Source organism: Janthinobacterium sp. 78 (assembly GCF_003096775.1).
GTDB classification, from domain to species: domain Bacteria; phylum Pseudomonadota; class Gammaproteobacteria; order Burkholderiales; family Burkholderiaceae_D; genus Janthinobacterium; species Janthinobacterium tructae.
This window is the reverse complement of sequence record NZ_QENT01000001.1, coordinates 1,027,407-1,052,480: the sequence shown is the minus strand read 5'-3', so window position 1 is coordinate 1,052,480 and position 25,074 is coordinate 1,027,407. Positions and strand designations below refer to the sequence as shown.

The 25,074-nt window shown below is 58.5% G+C and carries 18 protein-coding genes, 2 tRNA genes and 3 rRNA genes; 9 read left to right on the top strand and 14 right to left on the bottom strand.

What is annotated here, in order from left to right; translation table 11 throughout:
- Positions 1–18 precede the first annotated feature (18 nt).
- Complete coding sequence (gene adh / locus C8C92_RS04600) at positions 19–1,539, bottom strand: aldehyde dehydrogenase (protein ID WP_099760759.1); 1,521 nt, start codon at positions 1,537–1,539, stop codon at positions 19–21.
- 349 nt (positions 1,540–1,888) lie between these two features.
- On the bottom strand, positions 1,889–2,845 hold the full coding sequence (locus tag C8C92_RS04595; protein WP_116743133.1) for a beta-propeller fold lactonase family protein: 957 nt from the start codon (positions 2,843–2,845) through the stop codon (positions 1,889–1,891).
- A 204-nt stretch (positions 2,846–3,049) separates the two neighbouring features.
- Between C8C92_RS04595 and C8C92_RS04590 the strand changes: the two genes are divergently transcribed.
- Positions 3,050–5,188: a TonB-dependent receptor gene (locus tag C8C92_RS04590; protein WP_116743132.1), complete on the top strand. Its 2,139-nt coding sequence runs from the start codon at positions 3,050–3,052 to the stop codon at positions 5,186–5,188.
- A gap of 57 nt (positions 5,189–5,245) precedes the next feature.
- On the opposite strand, the gene C8C92_RS04585 is transcribed toward C8C92_RS04590, so the two are convergent.
- The 4 genes from C8C92_RS04585 to C8C92_RS04570 all read right to left on the bottom strand — a co-directional run bounded on the left by C8C92_RS04585 (position 5,246) and on the right by C8C92_RS04570 (position 8,993).
- Complete coding sequence (locus tag C8C92_RS04585; RefSeq protein WP_243420116.1) at positions 5,246–6,079, bottom strand: transporter substrate-binding domain-containing protein; 834 nt, start codon at positions 6,077–6,079, stop codon at positions 5,246–5,248.
- A gap of 25 nt (positions 6,080–6,104) precedes the next feature.
- Complete coding sequence (pedF, locus tag C8C92_RS04580) at positions 6,105–6,590, bottom strand: cytochrome c-550 PedF (protein WP_099760762.1); 486 nt, start codon at positions 6,588–6,590, stop codon at positions 6,105–6,107.
- Positions 6,591–6,721: 131 nt separating this feature from the next.
- A complete protein-coding gene (gene rtcA, locus C8C92_RS04575) occupies positions 6,722–7,741 on the bottom strand; it encodes an RNA 3'-terminal phosphate cyclase (protein ID WP_116743131.1) in 1,020 nt (339 codons plus the stop codon).
- A gap of 16 nt (positions 7,742–7,757) precedes the next feature.
- Positions 7,758–8,993 (bottom strand): RtcB family protein, encoded by a 1,236-nt coding sequence (locus C8C92_RS04570; protein WP_116743130.1) that lies wholly within the window; start codon positions 8,991–8,993, stop codon positions 7,758–7,760.
- Between the two features lie 301 nt (positions 8,994–9,294).
- Between C8C92_RS04570 and rtcR the strand changes: the two genes are divergently transcribed.
- On the top strand, positions 9,295–10,902 hold the full coding sequence (gene rtcR, locus C8C92_RS04565) for an RNA repair transcriptional activator RtcR (protein ID WP_116743129.1): 1,608 nt from the start codon (positions 9,295–9,297) through the stop codon (positions 10,900–10,902).
- Between the two features lie 102 nt (positions 10,903–11,004).
- Here the strand turns inward: rtcR and rrf are convergent.
- The 6 genes from rrf to C8C92_RS04535 form a co-directional block, all read right to left on the bottom strand.
- Positions 11,005–11,117: ribosomal RNA gene (gene rrf, locus C8C92_RS04560) — 5S ribosomal RNA — on the bottom strand.
- A gap of 138 nt (positions 11,118–11,255) precedes the next feature.
- Positions 11,256–14,131, bottom strand: a 23S ribosomal RNA gene (locus C8C92_RS04555).
- A 255-nt stretch (positions 14,132–14,386) separates the two neighbouring features.
- A tRNA-Ala gene (locus tag C8C92_RS04550) sits at positions 14,387–14,462 on the bottom strand.
- Positions 14,463–14,487: 25 nt separating this feature from the next.
- Positions 14,488–14,564 (bottom strand) — tRNA-Ile (locus tag C8C92_RS04545).
- 79 nt (positions 14,565–14,643) lie between these two features.
- Positions 14,644–16,174 (bottom strand): 16S ribosomal RNA (locus C8C92_RS04540).
- The 16S, 23S and 5S rRNA genes sit together here with 2 tRNA genes alongside, the layout of an rRNA operon.
- 369 nt (positions 16,175–16,543) lie before the next feature.
- A complete protein-coding gene (locus tag C8C92_RS04535; protein ID WP_099760766.1) occupies positions 16,544–17,320 on the bottom strand; it encodes an enoyl-CoA hydratase in 777 nt (258 codons plus the stop codon).
- 76 nt (positions 17,321–17,396) lie between these two features.
- Between C8C92_RS04535 and C8C92_RS04530 the strand changes: the two genes are divergently transcribed.
- Both C8C92_RS04530 and C8C92_RS04525 read left to right on the top strand, forming a co-directional pair.
- On the top strand, positions 17,397–18,698 hold the full coding sequence (locus tag C8C92_RS04530; protein ID WP_243420115.1) for an MFS transporter: 1,302 nt from the start codon (positions 17,397–17,399) through the stop codon (positions 18,696–18,698).
- Between the two features lie 137 nt (positions 18,699–18,835).
- Positions 18,836–19,273, top strand: a complete 438-nt coding sequence (locus tag C8C92_RS04525; RefSeq protein ID WP_096233739.1) for a universal stress protein — start codon at positions 18,836–18,838, stop codon at positions 19,271–19,273.
- A gap of 40 nt (positions 19,274–19,313) precedes the next feature.
- Here the strand turns inward: C8C92_RS04525 and C8C92_RS04520 are convergent, their stop codons facing one another.
- Positions 19,314–20,414, bottom strand: a complete 1,101-nt coding sequence (locus C8C92_RS04520) for a murein transglycosylase A (RefSeq protein ID WP_279340911.1) — start codon at positions 20,412–20,414, stop codon at positions 19,314–19,316.
- A gap of 181 nt (positions 20,415–20,595) precedes the next feature.
- Between C8C92_RS04520 and C8C92_RS27395 the strand changes: the two genes are divergently transcribed.
- Positions 20,596–20,742 (top strand): hypothetical protein, encoded by a 147-nt coding sequence (locus C8C92_RS27395; protein ID WP_165829277.1) that lies wholly within the window; start codon positions 20,596–20,598, stop codon positions 20,740–20,742.
- A gap of 27 nt (positions 20,743–20,769) precedes the next feature.
- Here C8C92_RS27395 and apaG read toward each other — a convergent pair whose 3' ends face one another.
- Positions 20,770–21,144, bottom strand: a complete 375-nt coding sequence (gene apaG / locus C8C92_RS04515) for a Co2+/Mg2+ efflux protein ApaG (RefSeq protein WP_071079584.1) — start codon at positions 21,142–21,144, stop codon at positions 20,770–20,772.
- Positions 21,145–21,303: 159 nt separating this feature from the next.
- Here apaG and rpe point away from each other — a divergent pair, with 159 nt between their 5' ends.
- The 4 genes from rpe to C8C92_RS04495 all read left to right on the top strand — a co-directional run bounded on the left by rpe (position 21,304) and on the right by C8C92_RS04495 (position 25,011).
- The gene (gene rpe, locus C8C92_RS04510) at positions 21,304–21,978 is read left to right on the top strand and encodes a ribulose-phosphate 3-epimerase (protein ID WP_071079585.1); all 675 of its coding nucleotides are present in this window, start codon (positions 21,304–21,306) and stop codon (positions 21,976–21,978) included.
- Positions 21,978–22,694 carry a phosphoglycolate phosphatase gene (locus tag C8C92_RS04505; RefSeq protein ID WP_116743127.1) on the top strand — a complete coding sequence of 239 codons (717 nt, stop codon included), beginning with the start codon at positions 21,978–21,980 and terminating at the stop codon, positions 22,692–22,694. Before rpe ends, C8C92_RS04505 begins: the two co-directional genes overlap by 1 nt.
- A 255-nt stretch (positions 22,695–22,949) precedes the next feature.
- Entirely contained in the window at positions 22,950–24,446 is a 1,497-nt protein-coding gene (gene trpE / locus C8C92_RS04500; RefSeq protein WP_116743126.1) for an anthranilate synthase component I, read from the top strand.
- 1 nt (position 24,447) lies between these two features.
- Entirely contained in the window at positions 24,448–25,011 is a 564-nt protein-coding gene (locus C8C92_RS04495; RefSeq protein ID WP_116743125.1) for an aminodeoxychorismate/anthranilate synthase component II, read from the top strand.
- Positions 25,012–25,074 lie beyond the last annotated feature (63 nt).

Below are 25,074 nucleotides of genomic sequence, written 5' to 3'. Positions count from 1 at the left end.
GCGGCGCCTGTTGCCGGTTTAGAAGAAGCCCAGGGCTTTCGGGCTATAGCTCACCAGCAAGTTCTTCGTTTGCTGGTAGTGGTCGAGCATCATCTTGTGGTTTTCGCGGCCGATACCCGATTGCTTGTAGCCACCGAATGCGGCGTGGGCTGGATACAGGTGGTAGCAATTGGTCCACACGCGGCCCGCCTGGATGGCGCGTCCCATGCGGAAGGCGCGCGAACCGTCACGCGTCCACAAGCCTGCACCCAGGCCGTACAAGGTATCGTTGGCAATCGCCAGCGCTTCGGCCTCATCCTTGAAGGTGGTCACGGAGACGACGGGCCCGAAAATCTCTTCCTGGAAGATGCGCATCTTGTTGTTGCCCTTGAACACCGTCGGACGCACGTAGTAGCCGCCCTCCAGGTCGCCTGCCTGCGTATGGCGCTCACCGCCGGCCAGCACTTCGGCGCCTTCCTGGCGGCCGATGTCGAGGTAGGACAGGATTTTTTCCAGCTGCTCCTGCGACGCCTGGGCGCCGATCATGGTGGACGAGTCGAGCGGATTGCCCTGCTTGATGGCGGCCACGCGCTTCAAGGCCCGTTCGATGAATTTCTCGTAAATCGATTCCTGGATCAGCACGCGCGATGGGCAAGTGCACACCTCGCCTTGATTCAGCGCAAACATGGTGAAGCCTTCCAGGCACTTGTCGAAATAATCATCGTCGGCATCCATCACGTCTTCAAAGAAGATGTTCGGCGACTTGCCGCCCAGCTCCAGGGTGACGGGAATCAGGTTTTGCGCCGCGTAACCCATGATCAAGCGGCCCGTGCCCGTTTCACCCGTGAAGGCGATCTTGGCGATGCGCTTGCTCGACGCCAGCGGCTTGCCCGCTTCCAGGCCGAAACCGTTGATGATGTTCAGCACGCCCGGTGGCAGCAAGTCGCCGATCAGTTCGATCAACACCATGATGGACGCCGGGGTTTGCTCGGCCGGTTTGAGGACCACGCAATTGCCGGCGGCCAGGGCTGGCGCCAGTTTCCACACGGCCATCAGAATCGGGAAATTCCACGGGATGATCTGGCCCACGACACCCAGCGGCTCATGGTAGTGATAGGCATAGGTTTCCGCGTCGATTTGCGCGACGGAACCTTCCTGCGCGCGGATGCAGCCGGCGAAGTAACGGAAATGGTCGATGGCCAGCGGAATGTCGGCATTCATCGTTTCACGGATCGGCTTGCCGTTGTCGATGGTTTCCGCCGTGGCGATCAGGCTCAGGTTCTGTTCGATGCGGTCGGCGATGCGATTCAGGATATTGGCGCGCTCGGCGGGTGAAGTCTTGCCCCAGGCATCCTTGGCGGCATGCGCGGCGTCCAGCGCCAGCTCGACGTCTTCCGCCGTGGAACGGGCGATTTCGCAAAACGGCAAGCCCGTGATGGGCGTGATGTTAGGAAAGTATTCACCTTTTACTGGTGCAACGAACTGACCGCCGATGTAATTGTCATAGCGTTGTTTGAAGGGATTGGCTACGCCCAGTTTGCTGATGTCTGCGAGATTCATGTCGTCCTCTATCGGGTTAATTAGAATGGAATTGCTTTAATTAAAATCAAACGTCCTGGTACAGATGGGGTGAGTACACGGAGTCTTCCGCAAATGCCGTGCCAGCTCACCATCCCACTACAAACTTAGCCGCTTTTCCCCCTGTTGCAAGGGCGTGGCGTCAAACCCGGCGCGCTTTTCAGCGCACGCCCCGGGCTTGAGCGGAGGGCGCGGCTCTGTTGGCGTTTTGAACAAGCGGCGCGGCCCCTGTTCCGATCCGTGCCAGCCTGGACGCCAGCCCGCATCGCGCCCCCTGCGCCGCTGCACAATGGAACAGGTGTACCAGACTGGAACACCTGCTCCTGTACCACTACCGTATCACCACGCCCCATGGCAATTCGCCCACGGCAATATCGGCCACCTTGCGCGCGCTGGCCGTATCGATGACGGAAACGCTGTTCGAGCGGCCATTGGCCACGTACAGCTTGCTGCCATCGGGCGTGATGGCCATATTCCACGGGCGCTTGCCGACGGGAATGGTGGCCGTGACCTGGTGGCTGGCCGTATCGATCACCATCACCGTGCCGTCCGTGCCGTTCGAGACATACACCTGCTTGCCGCCAGGATGGACGGCGATGCCGTTGGCATTCTTGCCAGCTGGAATGGTGGCAATCGCCTTGCGCGCGGCCATGTCGATCACATACACGGCGTTGACCAGTTCGCACGCCACGTAGGCGCGGCCGGAGTCCGGACTGAAACCGATGCCACGCGGACGCAGGCCCACGGCGATGGAAGCCACCTGGCGGCGTTGCGCCACATCAATGACATCGACTTGCTCGGCCTCTTCCGCACTGACCAGCAGCCAGCGCCCGTCCGGGCTGAACACGGCATGTTCCGGATTGCGTCCCTGCACCTTGATATCGGCAAGCAAGACGCCCGTCTGGCCATCGAGCAAGGCCACGCTATTGTTTTCCTCGACGGCCACGGCCACGTAATGACCGTCCTGCGTAGCGCTGACGCCTTCGGGCGACTTGCCCAGCGCCACCGTGCGCACGGGCGTGCCGGTCGCGTTATCGATCAGCAACAAGGCGCTGCTGGCGGCATCGGTGACAAACAATTGCCGCCCGGTGGGGTCGGCGGCAATGCCACGCGGCCGCTTGCCTGCCGCGATCTGGCGCACCACCTGGTCGGTCGCCGTGTCGATCACGCTCAAGGTGCCCGATTTTTCATTGGGGACATAGGCAAAAGGAGCGGCCTGGAGGGCGCTGCTGGCGAGTACAGGCAGCAGCCAGCACACCTGGCGCAAGCGTGAGAAGAAGTTGGGCATAATCACCTTTTCAATGGAAAAACACAGGAAAAGCGCGCGGTAGCGGCGCCTCTGACAATTGCTGTAAGCAAACGCCGTGCCACGGACACGCGTATAATTTCAGCCCACCAATGGAGACATGGCAGGCATATTGCTTGATACACCTACGCAGACCTGTACCGCTCACGCGCTCAAGCAGGCTTTTATTCACATTGGAGAACCCGCATGCAGCATCGTTTCCGCTTGAACACCATTGCCAGCCTGTTTGTCGCCGGCAGCGCCACCCTCGCCCCCCACGTTTTCGCCGCCGAGGCAGCTGACCCAGCCAACGGGCAACTCATGGATACGGTGGTCGTCAGCGGCAGCCGCATCGCCCACCCCAGCCAGGAAGTGCCGGCCTCGATCGACGTGGTCGACAGCGCCCGCATCCAGGATGGTCAAATCCGCGTCAATGCGTCGGAAGCGCTGGCCGCCGTGCCGGGCCTGGTTGTGCAGAACCGCCAGAACTACGCGCAAGACTTGCAGATCTCGTCGCGCGGCTTCGGCGCCCGCTCGGCCTTCGGCGTGCGCGGCGTCAAACTGATCAGCGACAGCATTCCTGCCAGCATGCCGGACGGCCAGGGCCAGGCCGCCACCTTCAACCTCGATACGGCCGAGCGCATCGAAGTGCTGCGCGGACCGTTTTCTGCCATCTATGGCAACCATTCTGGCGGTGTGATCCAGCTGTTTTCCAAGGATGGGCAAAATCCCCCGTCCGTCGAATTGAATGTAACGGGCGGCAGCTACGGCACCAGCAAGGTGGACCTGACGGCGCAGGGCCAGGCAGGCGGCATCGGCTACGTGCTCGACGGTTCGCGCTTCCGCACGGATGGCTTCCGCGACCACAGCGCCGCCACGCGCGAACAGGCGTTCGGCAAGATCACCGTCAAGCCCAATGCGGACAGCAAGCTGACCATCGTCGCCAACAGCCTGCACCAGGGCAACACGCAAGATCCGCTGGGCGCCACCTGGGCCACGTTTGCCCGCGACCCGCGCGCCGGCGAAATCGACACGACGGATACACAGAACCCGAAACGCACCCTGGCCGAGCGCTACAACACGCGCAAGAGCATCGACCACCAGCAGATCGGCGCCACCTATGAACAAGCGTTTGGCGATGACCGCCTGCATGTGATGGTGTATGGCGGCAACCGCGATGTCATCCAGTACCAGGCTTTCACCAAAGGTTTCCAGGCACCGGCCAGCCATTCGGGCGGCGTGGTCGACTTCCAGCGCCAGTTCTACGGCATCGATACCAACTGGCTGCACGTAAATCAATTGGCTGGCGGCAAGCTGAGCACTACCATCGGCATCGACTACGGCCGCTCGAGCGATGACCGCACCGGCTATGAAAACTTCATCGGCAATAGCTTTGGCGTAAAAGGCAAGCTGCGCCGCGACGAGCAGGATGTCGTCTCCAGCCTCGATCCGTATCTCCAGATGGAATGGCAAAGCGGACCGTGGCTGCTCAGCGCAGGTGTGCGCTACAGCAAGATGAAAGTGGCGGTCAACGACCACTTCCTCAGCAATGGCGACGACAGCGGCAGCCTGGAATTCAGCCACACGACACCGGTACTGGGCCTGCTGTATAAACTGACGCCGAACGTCAACGTCTACGCCAGCGCCGCGCGCGGCTTCGAAGCACCTACCTTGAATGAACTGTTTTACTCGGGCTTGGGCGGCGGCTTCAATTACCAACTGAAACCGGCCACCAGCACCAACCTGGAAGCGGGCGTCAAGGCCAGGATCAGCAACAACACGCAGGTGAACGCGGCCGTGTTCCAGATCAAGACGAATGACGAACTGGTAGTCGACAAGTCCAGCGGCGGACGCACCAGCTATCGCAATGCGGGTAAGACCTTGCGCCAGGGTATGGAAGTGTCGCTGGATTCGAACCTGCCGTATGGCTTCACGGCAAAAGTGGCGCTCACCAGCCTGCACGCTGTGTACGACCAGGCCTTTGGCAGCGTGCGCGAAGGCAGCCGTTTGCCGGGCGTCCCCAGCGCCAACCTGTTCGCGGAACTGGCCTGGAAAGATACGCTGGACCGTTTCGGCGCAGCGCTGGAAAGCGTGGCCAGCAATCAGGTCTACGCGGAGGACAGCAACAGCGAAAAGCCGGCGCCCGGCTACACGGTGTTCAATGCGCGCTTCAATGCCAAGCAAAACGTAGGGAACTGGCGCTTCAAGGAATTTGCCCGCCTGAACAATCTTTTCGACAAGACCTACGTGGGCTCCGTCATCGTCGGCGACAGCAACAAGCGCTACTATGAAGCGGCGCCAGGACGTAATTGGTTGCTGGGGGTTAGCGCCCAGTACAGTTTCTAAAGAAAAAGCCCGCGTATCGGAAGATACGCGGGCTTTTTACCTGACTAGCATGGCCTGTTACGGCCGCGCTTCCTTCACCCCATATTTCTCAAAGATGGCTTGCAATTCGCCGCTGGCCGCCATCTCATTCATGGCTGCCTGCAGCAACTTGCCCACGTCGAGTTGCTGGCGGCTGACGGCCAGGCCCACGGCCCAGCCGGCACGCGGCAAGCGGGCGAACGCCACTTCGCTCAAGGGAAAAGCGGGATCGCTTTTCAGCACCGACTCGATTTCCGAACGATTCGCCAGCACGGCGTCGAGCTTGCCCGCCTGCAATTGCTGCAAGGCTTCGGCCGCCGTGTCGAAGATACGCACGTCGTCGCGGTACTTGCCATTGTCTTCACCCAGCATCAGCATGGCGGCGATCGATACCTTTTCCACGCCGATACGCTTGCCGGCCAGCGAAGCGACGCCATCGAATTGCGGCACAGCTTGCGCGCTGCGCGCCAGGCGCACGGTTTCCACGTAATACGGCGCGAAGATCTCGACCTTGTCGTTATCGGCCATCAATTTTTTATCGACCGGCACATGCAGCATCACATCGGCGGGACCATAGCCGAGGTAATGGCCCTTCCACACCATATTGCGCAAATCGTCGTTCAGGTTTTCACCGGCGGGAAAGGGCAGCAAGCTTAGTTTCAAACCCAGCTTTTTGGCCAGCGCTTCGGCAATATCGATATCGATGCCCGTGCCCTTGTCGGAAAACGGCGCAAACTCGTTATACACCGCCACTTTCAGGCTACCCGACTGCTGCACTTTCTGCCAGTCGGCGCGCGCTGGCGCGGCTGCGCACAGTGCCAGGCAGGCGAGCGCAAGCATCGCGCGCGCGCCCGGGAGTTGAAATGAACGCATGGGACTCCTTCGTTATCAATTCGACCTAATTAGACTCGCGGCGGGTTTCCAGGTAGGTCTTGATGGCCCACATGGCTTCCTGGTTGAAGACGCCTTCGAACGGCGGCATGTACACGGCGCCATTGCGTACTTTACCGTGACGGATAGTCGTCAGGAAATAATTGTCCGTTTCCTTGTAGCAGGCCTGTTTCTTTGTCTCATTTTTGATGCCGAAGCAATCGCGGTCGAGCTGGCGCAAGTCCGGCGCGATGCCGCCCGAGATGGCTTCGATGCCGTGGCAACGCGCGCAATTCTGGTTGTAGGCCGAGGTGCCGACCGTCAAGGCCAGCTTGTTGCCACGATACGGGTTTTGTTCGAGCCACTTGTCGCCCACCTTGGGCAAGCCCGTGGTGTCGACGCCTTGCGGCGTGACATTGCCGTGCGCATAGGCCTGCGGCAAGGTCAGCAGGGAAGTGAGGGCGACGGCGCCGGCGGCTGCCACGCCGAGCAGGGTACGGATGGAATAGGTCATGCTGGTCTCCTTGGTTTTTTTAGTGAATATCCAAGAAGAGCAAATGCCATGCCATGCGTACATGCCCCACATCCGACCGCCCATGTATCAATTTGGAACAGCTGCAACAGGTAGTTGTGTCACCACGAGGGTCAGGCGGCGGCCACCGTGCAGATGCTGCCCCGCTCCTGCGGCTCGAAAGTGATACGCACGGGCAAAAATCGGGCAATCACCTCCGCATTCGTCAGCGCGTGCTGCGTCACCTTGCTGCAACTGAAGCTACCGCCACCGGCCAGCGCCATGGGCAGCAAGAGCTGGTCGGCCAGGTGCTCGCCGACTGCCGCGTCCGTCTTGAGATAGGCACGCACCTCGTTCAACAGGCGCTTGGCCACCGTTTCGGCCAGCAAGGACTTTTCGCCGAACGAGGTAAATACTTCCGTGACGTGCTCATGTTCCAATGTCAGCAACAGGACGTTGCCCGGTCCCTGCTCCGCCGGCAAGCCGACGAGGCGCAGCTGCTTGCCGCTCCAGCCCATGCCGTCGGCGACGCGCTCGAGCTCGCGTTGCGCCACGTTCACATGCACGCCCGCCACCACGCTTTCCGCATACCCGGCCTTGCGTTCGCCGCGCTGCAGCAGTGAAATGGGCCGCAAGCGCTGGCACGGTTGCACGGTGGCCAGCACCTCGCCGCCGCCCGCGGGATGAAAACCATAGCGCTGTTGCGTCATCTCTACCTCGGCGCCCATCTGTTCCAGGACACGGCCATACGCGCGCTGCAGGAAATGCACGGGCGGCGCCATGGCATTGTGCGTGCCGCCACTGATGCGCACGGTGGACGGCCCATCCGCATGCAGCAGGGCCGGCAGCAGGGTTTGCAATACCAGGGTGCAACTGCCGGCGCTGCCGATGGCAAAGCGGTAATCGCCACCGCGTATGGGACCAGGCATGAATTCCAGGCTCGATGCGCGCAGCGCCACCGGCGTCGTGCGCGCCCCGCAAATGGCGGCTGCCGCCTGCACGGCCAGCAGATGCTGGCGCAGCAAGCCGGGCTTGTCCCGTCCCGCGCGGATATTCGTCAAGCGGAATGGCTGCCCCGTGATCATCGACAAACTCAGCGCCGAGCGCAAAATCTGTCCGCCGCCTTCACCTTGCGCTCCATCAATTTCTATCATCTCTGCTTTCTCTCTGTTAACCTTTGACGCACACGACCTGCTTCAGGATATGCACCACATCGACCAGCTCGCGCTGTGCCAGCATCACCGCGTCGATATCCTTGTAGGCCATCGGAATCTCATCGATCACATTTTCATCCTTGCGGCATTCCACGCCCTCGGTGGCGCGGATCTGGTCGGTCAGGTTGAAGCGCCGCTTCGCTTCCGTGCGGCTCATCGTGCGTCCGGCACCGTGGCTGCAGCTATGGAAACTCTCCGCATTTCCCTTGCCGCGCACGATAAAACTCTTCGCGCCCATGGAGCCGGGAATGATCCCCAGCTCGCCGGCGCGGGCCGACACGGCGCCCTTGCGCGTGACCAGCACGTCCTTGCCGAAGTGGTGTTCCTTCTGCACATAGTTATGGTGGCAGTTGACGGCCTCCACATGCGTCTGGAACGGCTTATGGATGACCGTGCGCACGGCCGCGATCAGGTTCTGCATCATCACTTCGCGGTTGTTGCGCGCAAAACGCTGCGCCCAGCCCACCGCTTCCACGTAATCGTCGTAATGCTGCGTACCTTCGGCCAGGTAAGCCAGGTCCTGGTCGGGCAGGTTGATGAAGTGCGTGCGCATATCCTGCTTGGCCAGTTCGATGAAATGCGTGCCGATGGCATTGCCCACGCCGCGCGAGCCGGAATGCAGCATGAACCACACGGAGCCCTGCTCGTCGAGGCACACTTCGATGAAGTGGTTACCGCTGCCCAAAGTTCCCAGGTGGCGGTAGTGATTCGTATTTTTCAGCTTCGGCGTTTTCAGGCAGATGGCATCGAACTCGTCCTTCAGCTGCAGCCAGGCCGCATCGACCACCGAAGGCGGCGTATGCCAGGAACCCTCGTCACGGCCGCGGTGGCCGCGCGTCTTCGGCGACATCCCGTGCGGAATGGCGCGTTCGATGGCGCTGCGCAGTGGTCCCAGATTATCAGGCAAGTCGCTGGCCGTCAGCGTGGTTTTCGCCGCCATCATGCCGCAACCGATATCCACGCCGACGGCCGCCGGAATCACCGCACCCAGGGTGGGAATCACGCTGCCGATGGTCGAACCTTTACCCAGGTGGACGTCGGGCATGACGGCGATATGCTTGTAAATGAACGGCAGGGTCGCCGTGTTGCGTAATTGTTTTTTGGCCGCTTCTTCGACAGGCACGCCACGGGTCCACATTTTGACGGGACGGCTGCCTTCGGTATGCAGGACTTCGTATTCTTCGTTTTTCATCTGCTTCTTTTCTTCTATTTTATAGGGGGTGATGACAAGGCTGGGTAAAACGTCTGCCGACGTATCGGCTCTGGAGGTCGGTATTGCCCATTTTCGTTCCTCCCTGCTCTCTACTTTCATCTCGTTGCTACACTCACACTCTCTATTGCAAGCGCTGTGCCAGCTTTCAATATTTCACTCAAGATACCTATAAACCATTGATTTGATTAAATAATATTTAAATGCATGTTCTGCCGAGCAAGTTCCTGCGCATTACAATCTGAACTATAATTATCTTTTAAGATAAATATTTATCCAATTTATGCAAGCAAAACGCACGGTCGTCATCGGCTTTCTCGGCACGCAGCTCGACAATGGCAGGGGAGCGGCACGCTGGGAAAAGTGGCGCCCAAGCATCGCCCTGACCCAGCATGAGGACAAGATCATCGACCGCTTCGAACTGCTGTACGCGGGCAGCCAGTTTGACAATCTGGTACGCCAGGTATCGCAGGATATCGCCAGCGTCTCGCCTGAAACCAGGCTGATCGCCCACGAACTACCGATCAGCGATGCCTGGGACTTCGAGAACGTGTACGGCGCCCTCTACGATTTTGCCAACAACTACCCGTTCGATCCGGACAAGGAAGACTATTGGATCCACATCACCACCGGCAGCCACGTGGTGCAGATCTGCATGTTCCTGATGACGGAAGCACGCTATTTTCCGGGCCGTCTCGTGCAAACGTCGCCGCCCAGGCGCCAGGCCGCCGGCAATCCCGGCAGCTACGCATTGATCGACCTCGATCTGTCGCGCTACGACCAGATCGCCCAGCGTTTTACGCGCGAACAGGCCGAAGGCGTGGCCTTCCTGAAGTCCGGCATCGCCACGCGCAATGCGAAGTTCAACGGCATGATCGAGGAAATCGAGCGCGTCGCCATCAAATCGAAAGCCCCCATGCTGCTGATGGGGCCGACCGGTGCCGGCAAATCCTTGCTCGCGCGCCGCGTGTATGAGCTGAAAAAATCGCGCCACCAGATCGACGGCAAATTCATCGACCTCAATTGCGCCACCCTGCATGGCGATGGCGCCGCTTCCACCCTGTTCGGCCATATCAAGGGTGCCTTCACGGGCGCGGGAGCGGATCGGCCCGGCTTGCTGCGCAGCGCGCACAAGGGCTTGCTGTTTCTCGATGAAATCGGTGAGCTGGGACTCGACGAGCAGGCGATGCTGCTGAAAGCCATCGAGGAAAAGCGCTTTTTCCCCGTCGGTGCCGATACGGAAGTGCAAAGCGACTTCCAGCTGATCGCCGGCACCAACCGCGACCTGGGTGAAGAGGTGGCCGCCGGTCGCTTCCGCGAAGACCTGTATGCGCGCATCAACCTGTGGACCTACGAATTACCGGGCCTGGCACAGCGGCCGGAAGACATCGAGCCGAACCTGGAATACCTGCTGGCGCAATATGGCGCCGAAACGGGCGAAAGAGTGCGCTTCAACAAGGAGGCGCGCGAACGCTTCATGCGCTTCGCCACCCTACCCACCTCGGCATGGAAAGGCAATTTCCGCGACCTGTCTGCCGCCGTTACGCGCCTGGCTACTTTGTCGGAGGCGGGGCGCATCACGGATAGTGTCGTCGACGAAGAGATCAAGCGCCTGCAGCGGATGTGGCGACATCATGGTGGGCGCAGCGATAGCGGGGAAGTGGATCTGACAGGGATCATGGGAGAGCAGGCGGCTTCACAACTCGACCTGTTCGATGCGCTGCAGTTGCAGGCTGTGATCCAGGTGTGCCGGCAATCGAACAGCCTGTCCGATGCGGGCCGCACGCTGTATGCCGTCTCGCGTGCGGCGAAAGCCAAGCCGAATGACGCAGACAGGCTGAAAAAATACCTGACGAAGTTTGGCGTGAGCTGGGAAGACGTGAGTCGATAAAACCCAGCAACAGCCGGGGTCTGCCCCCAGACCCCGGCAAATATCCAGGCGAAAAAAAACCCGACCATTGCTGATCGGGTTTTTCTCTACTGCGTATAACAAGCCTGACGATAACCTACTTTCACACTGGTTGCAGCACTATCATCGGCGCAAAGTTGTTTCACGGTCCTGTTCGGGATGGGAAGGGGTGGGACCAACTTGCTATGGTCATCAGGCATAACTTGTACTGGCATTTGTCCTCAGTGGAGCGACAAAGCCTGAATCTGGAAGAAGCAAAGATTGGGGTAATGAATAGTAGTATCAACAAACGCACAACGTTGTACCGTCTTATCCTCTGTACCTGCTAAGGTTATAGGGACAAGCCGTACGGGCAATTAGTACTGGTTAGCTTAATGCATTACTGCACTTCCACACCCAGCCTATCAACGTCCTGGTCTCGAACGACCCTTCAAAGAGCTCAAGGCTCTGGGAAATCTCATCTCAAGGCAAGTTTCCCGCTTAGATGCTTTCAGCGGTTATCTCTTCCGTATTTAGCTACCCGGCAATGCCACTGGCGTGACAACCGGTACACCAGAGATACGTCCACTCCGGTCCTCTCGTACTAGGAGCAGCCCCCTTCAAATTTCCAACGCCCACGGCAGATAGGGACCAAACTGTCTCACGACGTTTTAAACCCAGCTCACGTACCACTTTAAATGGCGAACAGCCATACCCTTGGGACCGGCTACAGCCCCAGGATGTGATGAGCCGACATCGAGGTGCCAAACTCCCCCGTCGATATGAACTCTTGGGAGGAATCAGCCTGTTATCCCCAGAGTACCTTTTATCCGTTGAGCGATGGCCCTTCCATACAGAACCACCGGATCACTATGTCCTACTTTCGTACCTGCTCGACTTGTCAGTCTCGCAGTTAAGCACGCTTATGCCATTGCACTATCAACACGATGTCCGACCGTATCTAGCGTACCTTCGAACTCCTCCGTTACACTTTAGGAGGAGACCGCCCCAGTCAAACTGCCTACCATGCACTGTCCCCGATCCGGATAACGGACCAAGGTTAGAACCTCAAACAAACCAGGGTGGTATTTCAAGGTTGGCTCCACGAGAACTAGCGTCCCCGCTTCAAAGCCTCCCACCTATCCTACACAGATTGGTTCAAAGTCCAATGCAAAGCTACAGTAAAGGTTCATGGGGTCTTTCCGTCTAGCCGCGGGTAGATTGCATCATCACAAACATTTCAACTTCGCTGAGTCTCGGGAGGAGACAGTGTGGCCATCGTTACGCCATTCGTGCAGGTCGGAACTTACCCGACAAGGAATTTCGCTACCTTAGGACCGTTATAGTTACGGCCGCCGTTTACTGGGACTTCAATCAAGAGCTTGCACCCCATCATTTAATCTTCCAGCACCGGGCAGGCGTCACACCCTATACGTCCACTTTCGTGTTTGCAGAGTGCTGTGTTTTTATTAAACAGTCGCAGCCACCAGTTTATTGCAACCCTTTCACCCTCATGGAGTAAACCAATCAAGCTACCGGGGCGTACCTTTTCCCGAAGTTACGGTACCAATTTGCCGAGTTCCTTCTCCCGAGTTCTCTCAAGCGCCTTAGAATACTCATCTCGCCCACCTGTGTCGGTTTGCGGTACGGTCTCGTATGACTGAAGCTTAGAGGCTTTTCTTGGAACCACTTCCGATTGCTTCGTGCACAAGTGCACTCGTCTCAACCCCTTGAATTCCGTACCCGGATTTGCCTAAGTACCTTCTATGAGCCAAAAACCAACTATTCCAACAGTTGGACAACCTTCCGCGATCCGTCCCCCCATCGCATCATACGACGGTGCAGGAATATTAACCTGCTTCCCATCAGCTACGCATCTCTGCCTCGCCTTAGGGGCCGACTCACCCTGCTCCGATGAACGTTGAACAGGAAACCTTGGGCTTACGGCGTGGAGGCTTTTCACCCCCATTATCGCTACTCATGTCAGCATTCGCACTTCTGATACCTCCAGCATCCTTTACAAGACACCTTCGCAGGCTTACAGAACGCTCTCCTACCATATCCAATAAAGGATATCCGCAGCTTCGGTGACTGGCTTAGCCCCGTTACATCTTCCGCGCAGGACGACTCGATCAGTGAGCTATTACGCTTTCTTTAAATGATGGCTGCTTCTAAGCCAACATCCTGACTGTTTTAGCCTTCCCACTTCGTTTTCCACTTAGCCAATCTTTGGGACCTTAGCTGGCGGTCTGGGTTGTTTCCCTCTTGACGCCGGACGTTAGCACCCGACGTCTGTCTCCCAAGCTCGCACTCATCGGTATTCGGAGTTTGCAATGGTTTGGTAAGTCGCAATGACCCCCTAGCCATAACAGTGCTCTACCCCCGATGGTGATACTTGAGGCACTACCTAAATAGTTTTCGGAGAGAACCAGCTATTTCCAAGTTTGTTTAGCCTTTCACCCCTACCCACAGCTCATCCCCTAATTTTTCAACATTAGTGGGTTCGGACCTCCAGGGCGTGTTACCGCACCTTCATCCTGGCCATGAGTAGATCACTTGGTTTCGGGTCTACACCCAGCGACTGATCGCCCTATTCGGACTCGATTTCTCTACGGCTTCCCTATTCGGTTAACCTTGCCACTGAATGTAAGTCGCTGACCCATTATACAAAAGGTACGCAGTCACGGAACAAGTCCGCTCCTACTGTTTGTATGCACACGGTTTCAGGATCTATTTCACTCCCCTTCCGGGGTTCTTTTCGCCTTTCCCTCACGGTACTGGTTCACTATCGGTCGATTACGAGTATTTAGCCTTGGAGGATGGTCCCCCCATATTCAGACAGGATGTCACGTGTCCCGCCCTACTTGTCGTACGCTTAGTATCACCGGTCTGATTTCGAATACGGGACTATCACCCGCTACGGTTCCTATTTCCAGAGGATTCTTCTATCAGTCCGACTATCACGTACAGGCTCTTCCCATTTCGCTCGCCGCTACTTTGGGAATCTCGGTTGATTTCTTTTCCTGCAGCTACTTAGATGTTTCAGTTCGCCGCGTTCGCCTTGCATACCTATGTATTCAGTATGCAATACCCTAAAAGGGTGGGTTGCCCCATTCGGAAATCTGCGGATCAAAGTGTGTTTGCTCACTCCCCGCAGCTTATCGCAAGCTACTACGTCCTTCATCGCCTGTAATCGCCAAGGCATCCACCATGTGCACTTATTCGCTTGTCCCTATAACGTTAGCCTCTCATCATTTGCATGATGAAAGAGCGTTACAGGAATAAGAAAGTACAACGTTGTTGCTTGTTTGTTGATACATACAATCATTACCCATCAAGTCGCCTCATGCATTGCTGCACGCATAGACTTGATCAATAAATAATCTTTACTTCTTCCAGATTGTTAAAGAACATACAGCACTTGATCTCGAAAAGACCAAACCTAAATCCCGGCGCATTAATCAGCACTGATTTACGTTTGAACTTTTGGTGGAGGATGACGGGATCGAACCGACGACCCCCTGCTTGCAAAGCAGGTGCTCTCCCAGCTGAGCTAATCCCCCTAGGGTATTTCCAGACTACAGAAACTGGTAGGGCTGGTTGGACTCGAACCAACGACCCCCGCGTTATCAACACGGTGCTCTAACCAGCTGAGCTACAGCCCCAAATGCTGTTCTTTATATTAACAGCCGATAAGTGTGAACATTTGATGCGTGAATCATTACTGATTCGTGCAAACTCTAGAAAGGAGGTGATCCAGCCGCACCTTCCGATACGGCTACCTTGTTACGACTTCACCCCAGTCACGAATCCTACCGTGGTAAGCGCCCTCCTTGCGGTTAAGCTACCTACTTCTGGTAAAACCCGCTCCCATGGTGTGACGGGCGGTGTGTACAAGACCCGGGAACGTATTCACCGCGACATGCTGATCCGCGATTACTAGCGATTCCAACTTCATGCAGTCGAGTTGCAGACTACAATCCGGACTACGATACACTTTCTGCGATTAGCTCCCCCTCGCGGGTTGGCGGCGCTCTGTATGTACCATTGTATGACGTGTGAAGCCCTACCCATAAGGGCCATGAGGACTTGACGTCATCCCCACCTTCCTCCGGTTTGTCACCGGCAGTCTCATTAGAGTGCCCTTTCGTAGCAACTAATGACAAGGGTTGCGCTCGTTGCGGGACTTAACCCAACATCTCACGACACGAGCTGACGACAGCCATGCAGCACCTGTGTACTGGTTCTCTTTCGAGCACTCCTCAATCTCTCGAGGATTCCAGCCATGTCAAGGGTAGGTAAGGTTTTTCGCGTTGCATCGAATTAATCCACATCATCCACCGCTTGTGCGGGTCCCCGTCAATTCCTTTGAGTTTTAATCTTGCGACCGTACTCCCCAGGCGGTCTACTTCACGCGTTAGCTGCGTTACCAAGTCAATTAAGACCCGACAACTAGTAGACATCGTTTAGGGCGTGGACTACCAGGGTATCTAATCCTGTTTGCTCCCCACGCTTTCGTGCATGAGCGTCAATCTTGACCCAGGGGGCTGCCTTCGCCATCGGTGTTCCTCCACATATCTACGCATTTCACTGCTACACGTGGAATTCTACCCCCCTCTGCCAGATTCTAGCCTTGCAGTCTCCAATGCAATTCCCAGGTTGAGCCCGGGGATTTCACATCAGACTTACAAAACCGCCTGCGCACGCTTTACGCCCAGTAATTCCGATTAACGCTTGCACCCTACGTATTACCGCGGCTGCTGGCACGTAGTTAGCCGGTGCTTATTCTTCAGGTACCGTCATTAGCAAGAGATATTAGCTCTCACCGTTTCTTCCCTGACAAAAGAGCTTTACAACCCGAAGGCCTTCTTCACTCACGCGGCATTGCTGGATCAGGCTTTCGCCCATTGTCCAAAATTCCCCACTGCTGCCTCCCGTAGGAGTCTGGACCGTGTCTCAGTTCCAGTGTGGCTGGTCGTCCTCTCAGACCAGCTACTGATCGATGCCTTGGTAGGCTTTTACCCTACCAACTAGCTAATCAGATATCGGCCGCTCCACGAGCATGAGGTCTTGCGATCCCCCACTTTCATCCTTAGATCGTATGCGGTATTAGCGTAACTTTCGCTACGTTATCCCCCACTCTAGGGTACGTTCCGATATATTACTCACCCGTTCGCCACTCGCCACCAGAGCAAGCTCCGTGCTGCCGTTCGACTTGCATGTGTAAGGCATGCCGCCAGCGTTCAATCTGAGCCAGGATCAAACTCTTCAGTTTAATCTCTGTTACTTTGCCCTTTTACAGGCACCATCATTGCTGATGGGTCGCTCACTCAAAAAACTGACAGGCCACTACTTGCGTAGCGCCTATTTCATTATTTCTTGTGAACATTTGATATTTTAAGTTTTACAGCGATCCGAAGATCACTGCTGCACTTACATCAAATGCCCACACTTATCGACTGTTAATTGTTAAAGAACTGTATTCGGTGCTACTTTCGCGCTATCGACAAAGCGTTGTGTTTATCAGCTGCGAAGAAGGAAGAGTATGGAGCTTTTTCAGCATTTCGTCAACCTTCTTTTTCTCCCCGTTTTACTCTGCAACACCATGTTTTGTGTGCGTCGTTTTGCGAGGAGGCGAATCATATCAAAGACCGTCGAAGTTTGGCAAGCGCTTTTCCAGGAAAGCGTGCATGCCTTCTTTTTGTGCAGGCGTGCCGAAGGCAGCCTGGAACAAGCGGCGCTCGTAGGCGACGCCATCGCTCAGGGTCGTTTCAAAGGCGCGGTTGACGCAATCCTTGATCATCATGGCCACCGAGGTCGGCATGGCGGCGATGGTCTTGGCGGCAGCCAAGGCTTCTTCCATTAATTTATCTGCCGGCACCACGCGCGACACTAGGCCGATGCGTTCCGCCTCGGCAGCGTCGATGGTGCGCGCCGTCAGCAGCAGATCCATGGCCTTGGCCTTGCCGATGGCGCGCGGCAAGCGCTGCGTGCCACCCGCGCCCGGCGTGACGCCAACCTTGATTTCCGGCTGGCCGAATTTGGCGCTGTCGGCGGCGATCAGGAAATCGCACATCATGGCCAGTTCACAGCCACCACCAAGTGCGTAGCCAGCTACGGCGCCCACCACGGGTTTGCGCACGCGCAAGATATGCTCCCAGTTGCGGCTGATGTAACCTTGGGTAAAGGTGTCCGGATAGGTGTAATCGGCCATGGCGGCAATATCGGCGCCGGCGGCAAACGCTTTTTCGCTGCCCGTGAGCACGATGCAGCCGATATTCTCGTCCGCGTCGAATTTCAGCAGGGCGTCGCCCAGTTCATTCATCATGTTGTCGTTCAAAGCGTTGAGTGCCTTCGGGCGGTTCAGGCGGATGACCGCCACTTTGTCCTGGATATCGATGATCAAGTCTTCGTATTGCATGGTGTCTCCTCTGGATGAACGGTGTGACGATTGTAGCGGCTAACAGCGGCGGCGCGACAAGTGCGCTGCTATTATTGTGAGCCCGACCACCTTTATCGAGCAGCGTATTTTCTCTTCCTTCTTCCAGTACTGCGCCCGCCATTTGCGCGGCGACGGCAGCGCCGCCAGCGTCAATTTTCGCCGCCTGTGGTTCAGCAACGGCCTCAATTGCTTCGGCGCCCAGATCACCTCGCTGGCCCTGCCCCTGTGCGCGGTATTGTTATTACATGCGACGCCAGAACAAATGGGGGTGCTCGTCGCCCTGCAGGCGCTGCCGTTTGCCCTCTTCGGCTTGCCCGTCGGCGTGCTGCTGGACCGGCGCAGCAAGCACCCGATCATGCTGTTCAGCGAAACCATGTCGGGCCTGGCGCTGGCCAGCGTCGCCGTCGCCTACTGGTGCGGCGTGCTGTCGATGCCCTGGTTATATATAGTGGGATTCATCATCGGCACGGGCTTCGTTGTCGGCGGCGGCGCCGAACAGGTTTTCCTGACCTTCCTGGTGGGCCGCGACGGCTTGATCGATGCGCAATCAAAATTTGCTGCCACCGAATCGGCTTCGCGCCTGATCGGCCCCGGCCTGGCCGGCGTGCTGGTGCAAGTCCTGTCGGCGCCCGTCGCCATCCTGTGCACGGCCTGCGGCTATCTGGTGTCCGTCTTCAATCTGCGCGCCATGAGCGTGCGCGATCCGCGGCCTGCACCGTCCGACAAGCACGCCTTGCGCGACATCGCCGACGGCTTGCTGTTTGTCTGGCGCGAACCGCTGCTGCGCGCGCTGGCCTGGGGCGCCGGCATCTGGCACTTCCTGTTTTACGCCAGCATGGCCTTGACGGTGCTGTTTGCCACGCGCGACCTGGGCATGAGTCCTGGCGTGCTGGGCATGACGCAGATGCTCGGTGGCGCCGGCGTGCTGCTGAGCGCCTTCATCGTCAAGCCATTGACGCGCCGCTATGGCGCCGGTCGCACCATCCTGATCGGGCTGTCGTCCACCTCCGTGTGCTTTGCCCTGACGCCCACCATCCCCGCCTTACTATTAGGCAGTGCGGCGGCCAGTGCCGTGGCCTATGCCGTGCTGATGTTCTTTTTTGATTGCGGCGTGATGCTGTTCTTCATTCCCTACCTGGGCTTGCGCCAGAAAGTCACACCCGACCCCATGCTGGGCCGCATGACCTCAACCATGCGCTTCCTGACGGTGGCGACGGCGCCGCTGGGCGCGCTGGCCGCCGGCTGGGTAGCGGAACACTTTGGCGTGCGCAATGGCCTGGCCTGCATCGCGGCAGGCAGCATCGCACTGACGATCGCCATGGTGTGGGGCACGCCGCTGCGTAGCGTGCGCACCTGAAGCGATAAACGGGCATACACTGCTGAAAGATTGCCTTGGCGACACTATTCATGCCAAAGCCTGTGAGTTTTGATTTACATCAAGGAATTAATTGAGGTAAATCCATAAGCTGTCTTACATCACTCTAGGAGCACGTCATGTTTAACACCATCTTATTTCCCACCGACGGCTCGCCGCTGTCCGACAAAGCGGCCGAGACGGCCCTCGCCTTTGCTCAATTGAACAAGGCCAAGCTGGTCGCCCTCAGCGTGGTGCAACCGTTCCCGTTCTCGCCGATGGCCGATGGCGGCATCGTGCTCGACGCCAGCCTGTATGAACAGCAGATGCAGGAGGCATCGCAACGCGCCGTCGACAAGATCGGTGAAGCGGCGCGCGCCGTCGGCGTGCCCTTTGAAGGCGTGGTCGTCGTCTCGCCCAGCCCGCACGAGGAAATCGTCAATGCGGCGCAAACCTACCATTGCGACATCATCCTGATGGCTTCGCATGGCCGCAAAGGCTTGAACAAGCTGTTCGTGGGCAGCGAAACGCAAAAAGTGCTGGCGCATACCCATTTACCTGTCATGGTCTTGCGCTAACCTTGCGTTAGCGCAATCCCCGCCCGGCGCCGCGAGAAACTCAGCGCGCCGGCGCCTGCTTCGGCAACAACACCCACACGGCGCCGCTCTGCTTCATGCGGCCCGCATTCTCCGCCGCTTCCGCACCGAAACCAAAGAAGTAATCGACCCGGATGGGGCCGCGAATGGCGCCGCCCGTATCCTGCGCCATCACCAGCCGCTGCATGGGAATCTCGCTATTGGCTTGCGTGGTGGACAGGAACACGGGCGCACCCAGCGGCAGGAAGCGCGAATCGATGGCCACCGAGCGCTGCGGCGTCAACGGCACGCCCAATGCGCCCTTCGGTCCCACTTTGGGATCGGGCAGGCGCTCTTCCTTGAAGAAGACATAGCTCGGATTGGCGTTGAATAATTCATCCTTGCGCGTGGGGTGGCCGGCGATCCACGCCTTGATGCCCTGCGCGGACGCCTGGCTCAACGTCAGCTCGCCCTTGTCGACCAGGTAGCGGCCGATCGATTTGTACGGGTGACCATTCTGGTCCGCGTACGCCACGCGCACGGTTTCCTGCGTATCGGTCAACTGCACGCGCCCGGAACCCTGCACTTGCAGGAAGAAGGCCTCGACTTCGTCATCCACCCACAGCAATTCCTTGCCCGTGACGGACGTGGCGCGCTCGATGTCGGCGCGGGTCGCGTACGGGATCACCTTCTTGCCCACCAGCTTGCCCCGCAAACGCATGTTCTTCAATTCCGGATACACGCCGGACAAGTCCACCGAAACGAGATCGTCAGGCACCTTGTACAGCGGCGTCTGATATGGACCGCCGCGCTTGCGCGCGCCGTGCAGCAGCGGCTCGTAATAACCGGTCACCAAACCAGTATTGGCGCCATCGGCGGTGACGACTTGATTGGGCACAAAGAAGGTCTCGAAGAACAGACGGATGGCCTTGTCGCTATCGGCATTCACCTGACGCGCAATCGTGCACGATTCCTTCCAGTCCGGACGCTTGACCAGCACGCCGCATGAAGCCATGAAGGCGGGCCAGGCGGCGCGCATGTCGTCGCGGGCCCAGCCTGGCAAGGCGGCAAATTTGGCGGGGACGAAGGTGGGGGCTGCCGCTGCATCCAGCGTGTCCTTGACCTCGGCCGGCTTGGCCGGCACCGGCCTGACGACAGTCGGAGCGATCGCAGGCGCCTTGCCAGTCGCAGTAACCGGCTCTGCCGGCGGCGTGGTACAGGCGGAAAGCGCAAGCGCGACGGCGCTGATTGAAACGGGTAGACTACCGCGTGTCAACAGACGGCGGGTAAATACTAAGCTGCGGGTAAATAACATAGGGGTGCGTATGTGGATCTTGATGATAGAGGCGCTGGTGGCGTTCTTCTTGCTGGCATTTATAGTCTGGTGGACCATGTATTCGGGCAAAAAGCCCGCACCACCGGCGCGCAAACAGCTCGGCGAAGAACAGGACAGCACCGAAAAGCTGAAGTAAGTGGGGGCGCAAGCCCCCGGCGTTTCCTTAATGCAGGGTACGCGGCACCGACAGCACGAACTCGGGAATCGACGCTTCGAACTGATGACCATCCTCGGCCACGCAAAAGTATTCGCCGTGCATCGAGCCTTGCGGCGTGCCCAGCATGGTGCCGCTCGTGTATTCGAACTGCTCGCCCGGCTGCAGCAGCGGCTGGTGGCCGACGGCGCCCAGGCCGCGCACCTCTTCGACCTTGTTGTTCGCATCCGTGATGACCCAGTGGCGCGAAATCAATTGCGCGCCTGCCGTGCCCGTGTTGACGACGCGAATCGTGTAGCTGAACACGTGCCGCCCCTGGTCGGGGGCCGATTGCTCGGGCAGATATTGTGTCTTGACCGTTACCGTAAATTCATAAGTCGCCATCGTCATTCCTATTCAGACATTGCCAGTCGTATATTGTGTGTCGCGCGCGCCGCATTGGCCATCGCGCGCCGTGTATTCTGCGTTCCAGTAAGGCATGGTAACGGCGTCAAGCGTAAAATAGCGCATCTTCGCATTTTCTACTCTTAGCCCTAAGCCACCATGACAACATTCCGTATCGCTCCCAGCATCCTGTCCGCCGACTTTGCCCGCCTGGGCGAGGAAGTGCGCAACGTCGTTACCGCCGGCGCCGACATCATCCACTTCGACGTGATGGATAACCATTATGTGCCGAACCTGACCATCGGCCCACTGGTGTGCGAAGCGATTCGCCCGCACGTGCAAGTACCCATCGACGTGCATCTGATGGTCAAGCCTGTCGATCGCATTATCCCGGATTTCGCCAAGGCTGGCGCGAACATCATCACCTTCCACCCGGAAGCGTCGGATCACCTTGACCGTTCCTTGCAGCTGATCCGCGACAATGGCTGCAAATCGGGCCTGGTGTTCAACCCGGGCACGCCGCTGCACTACCTGGAACACGTGATGGACAAGATCGACATCATCCTGATCATGTCGGTCAACCCGGGCTTCGGCGGCCAGTCCTTCATTCCGCAAGCACTGAAAAAAATCGCCGAAGCGCGCCGCATGATCGACGAATCGGGCCGTGACATCATGCTGGAAGTCGATGGCGGCATCAAGATCGACAACATCGGCGCCGCCGCTGCCGCCGGCGCCGACACCTTCGTCGCCGGCTCGGCCATCTTCGGCAAGCCCGATTACAAGGCCGTCATCGACGCCATGCGTGCCGAATTGGCAAAAGTGACGGGCGCCTGATGCAAGCGGGCACGGTGAAAGACCACGTACTGGCCGGCGTGCGCGCCGCCATCATCGACCTCGATGGCACGATGCTCGACACCGTGCCCGATTTTCATGTCGCCATCAACGGCATGCGCGCCGAATTCGATCTGGCGCCCATCAGCGCCGAGGCCATCAAGCTGATGGTGGGCAAGGGCTCGGAAAACCTGATCCGCGCCGTGCTGGCCCTGGACTTCGACGCGGCCGGCGTGGAACAGCATTTCGAGCACGCCATGGACGCCTACCAGCGTCATTACCTGGCCATCAATGGCCAGTTCAGCACCCTGTATCCGGACGTGGAAGCGGGGCTGGCGGCGATGAAGGCGGCGGGCTTGCGCCTGGCCTGCGTCACCAACAAGCCGATCGCCTTCGCCCTGCCCCTGCTGCAGCAGAAAAACCTGGCACAGTATTTCGAGATCGTCTACGGCGGTGATTCGCTGCCGCAGAAAAAACCGCATCCCATGCCGCTGCTGCAAGTGTGTGCGGACTTCGACCTGGCGCCCGCCAAAGTGGTGGCCATCGGCGACTCCTCGAATGACGCGCAAGCGGCACGGGCTGCGGCTTGTCCCGTCTTGACCGTACCGTATGGTTACAACCACGGACACTCTATACACGACACCGATTCCGATGGTATAGTAAATACGCTGCTCGAAGCGGCGCATTTTATTAGCATGCACAACAGACCAGCATACTGACCATACCTAACACCATATCGTGAACACGTTTCTCATCAAAAAACACAATGTCACCCAAACCGGCTCGATTGAGGCCTGGCTTTGGCGACGCTGGCAATCCTGGCAGGCCTAAGGGCCGAGCCGTGTAAGATTGCTGTCGGCGGCACGCGCGCATTTGCGTGTTGTATGCGCCGGCAGGTTTTTTGATAACCCACCGCAGGGTCTGTGCTTTGACAGCACGACGCATACGCGTACCCTGGCGGCATGGAGAGACACATGACCGAACTCGAATTCAAATCGCTGGCCCAGCAAGGCTACAACCGCATCCCCCTGATCGCGGAGGCTTTTGCCGACCTCGAAACCCCGCTCACGCTGTACCTGAAACTGGCGCAAACCCAGCAAGGCGGCAAGAACACCTTCCTGCTCGAATCCGTCGTCGGCGGCGAACGCTTCGGCCGCTATTCCTTCATCGGCTTGCCCGCCACCACGGTGCTGCGCAGCCATGGCAACCGCACGGAAATCGTCAGGAACGGCGCCGTGATCGAAGAGCACGAAGGCAATCCGCTCGACTTCATCGAACAGTACCAATCGCGCTTCAAAGTGGCGCTGCGCCCCGGCATGCCGCGTTTCTGCGGCGGCCTGGCCGGCTACTTCGGCTACGACACCGTGCGCCACATCGAGAAAAAGCTGGCCGGCGGCGCGCCGAAAGACGACTTGAACCTGCCCGACATCCAGTTGATGGTGACGGAAGAACTGGCCGTCATCGACAACCTGTCCGGCAAACTCTACCTGATCGTGTATGCCGACACCACGCAGCCCGAGTCGTTCAGCAAAGCGCGCCAGCGCCTGAAAGACTTGCGCATGATGCTGCGCCGCGGCGTCGATGCGCCCGTCACCAGCGCCTCCGTGCGCACGGAAACCATCCGCGACTTTTCCAAGGAAGACTACCTGAAGGCGGTCGCCAAGGCGCATGAATACGTGATGGCCGGCGACTTGATGCAGGTGCAGATCGGCCAGCGCATCCGTAAACCGTATGTCGATTCGCCGCTGACCCTGTACCGCGCCCTGCGTTCGCTCAATCCGTCGCCGTATATGTACTTCTATAATTTCGGCGACATGCAGATCATCGGCGCCTCGCCCGAGATTTTGGTGCGTAACGAGACGAGAGCGGACGGCGGCAAGAAAGTCACCTTGCGCCCCATCGCCGGCACCCGTCCACGCGGCGCCACACCGGAGCGCGACGCCGAACTGTCGGCCGAACTGCTGGCCGATCCGAAAGAGATCGCCGAACACGTGATGCTGATCGACCTGGCCCGCAACGACATCGGCCGCATCGCCGAAACGGGCAGCGTGCAAGTCACCGACCGCATGGTCATCGAAAAATACTCGCACGTGCAGCACATCGTCTCGAACGTGGAAGGCACACTGAAAGACGGCCTGTCGAACCTGGACGTGCTGCGCGCCACCTTCCCCGCCGGCACCCTGACGGGCGCGCCGAAAGTGCGCGCCATGGAAGTGATCGACGAGCTGGAAATCACCAAGCGCGGCATCTACGGCGGCGCCTGCGGCTACCTGTCGTTTGGCGGCGAAATGGACGTGGCGATCGCCATCCGCACGGGTGTGATCAAGGACGGCATGCTGTACGTGCAGGCCGCGGCCGGCATCGTGGCTGACTCGATCCCCGAAATGGAATGGCAGGAAACCGAAAACAAGGCGCGCGCCGTATTGCGCGCCGCCGAACAAGTGCAAGATGGCCTGGATGGGGAGTTTTAAGATGCTGCTAATGATCGACAACTACGACTCCTTCACCTACAACATCGTGCAGTATTTCGGCGAGTTGGGCGAAGACGTGCGGGTCTACCGCAACGATGAAATCACGCTCGAACAGATCGAGGCGCTGAACCCGGACCGCATCTGCATCTCGCCCGGCCCGAAAGCGCCGGCACAGGCGGGCATTTCGGTGGAAGTGCTCAAGCACTTCGCCGGCAAGAAGCCGATTCTGGGCGTCTGCCTGGGCCACCAGGCCATCGGCGAAGCGTTTGGCGGCAAGGTCATCCGCGCCAAGCAGGTCATGCATGGCAAGACTTCCCTCATCGCGCATACGGGCGTGGGCGTCTTCAAAGGCTTGCCCAGCCCCTTCACAGTGATCCGCTACCACTCTTTGGCGATCGAACGCGCCTCGCTGCCTTCCTGCCTGGAAGTGACGGCGTGGACGGACGACGGCGAAATCATGGGCGTGCGCCACCGGGAATACGATATCGAGGGCGTGCAGTTTCACCCCGAATCGATCCTCTCGGAGCACGGCCACGCCCTGCTGAAGAATTTCCTCGAGCGCTGATTCCCTGCGCACGCCCCGGCGTGCCATCAGTGTCCTCCTGCGCCATCATTGAAGAAGGAAGCA

Coding starts and splice junctions, on each gene's coding strand:
- adh (WP_099760759.1), bottom strand. CDS start 1,539: ATGAATCTCGCAGACATCAGCAAACTGGGCGTAGCCAATCCCTTCAAA.
- C8C92_RS04595 (WP_116743133.1), bottom strand. CDS start 2,845: ATGCCCAACTTCTTCTCACGCTTGCGCCAGGTGTGCTGGCTGCTGCCT.
- C8C92_RS04590 (WP_116743132.1), top strand. CDS start 3,050: ATGCAGCATCGTTTCCGCTTGAACACCATTGCCAGCCTGTTTGTCGCC.
- C8C92_RS04585 (WP_243420116.1), bottom strand. CDS start 6,079: ATGCGTTCATTTCAACTCCCGGGCGCGCGCGCGATGCTTGCGCTCGCC.
- pedF (WP_099760762.1), bottom strand. CDS start 6,590: ATGACCTATTCCATCCGTACCCTGCTCGGCGTGGCAGCCGCCGGCGCC.
- rtcA (WP_116743131.1), bottom strand. CDS start 7,741: ATGATAGAAATTGATGGAGCGCAAGGTGAAGGCGGCGGACAGATTTTG.
- C8C92_RS04570 (WP_116743130.1), bottom strand. CDS start 8,993: ATGAAAAACGAAGAATACGAAGTCCTGCATACCGAAGGCAGCCGTCCC.
- rtcR (WP_116743129.1), top strand. CDS start 9,295: ATGCAAGCAAAACGCACGGTCGTCATCGGCTTTCTCGGCACGCAGCTC.
- C8C92_RS04535 (WP_099760766.1), bottom strand. CDS start 17,320: ATGCAATACGAAGACTTGATCATCGATATCCAGGACAAAGTGGCGGTC.
- C8C92_RS04525 (WP_096233739.1), top strand. CDS start 18,836: ATGTTTAACACCATCTTATTTCCCACCGACGGCTCGCCGCTGTCCGAC.
- C8C92_RS27395 (WP_165829277.1), top strand. CDS start 20,596: ATGTGGATCTTGATGATAGAGGCGCTGGTGGCGTTCTTCTTGCTGGCA.
- apaG (WP_071079584.1), bottom strand. CDS start 21,144: ATGGCGACTTATGAATTTACGGTAACGGTCAAGACACAATATCTGCCC.
- rpe (WP_071079585.1), top strand. CDS start 21,304: ATGACAACATTCCGTATCGCTCCCAGCATCCTGTCCGCCGACTTTGCC.
- C8C92_RS04505 (WP_116743127.1), top strand. CDS start 21,978: ATGCAAGCGGGCACGGTGAAAGACCACGTACTGGCCGGCGTGCGCGCC.
- trpE (WP_116743126.1), top strand. CDS start 22,950: ATGACCGAACTCGAATTCAAATCGCTGGCCCAGCAAGGCTACAACCGC.
- C8C92_RS04495 (WP_116743125.1), top strand. CDS start 24,448: ATGCTGCTAATGATCGACAACTACGACTCCTTCACCTACAACATCGTG.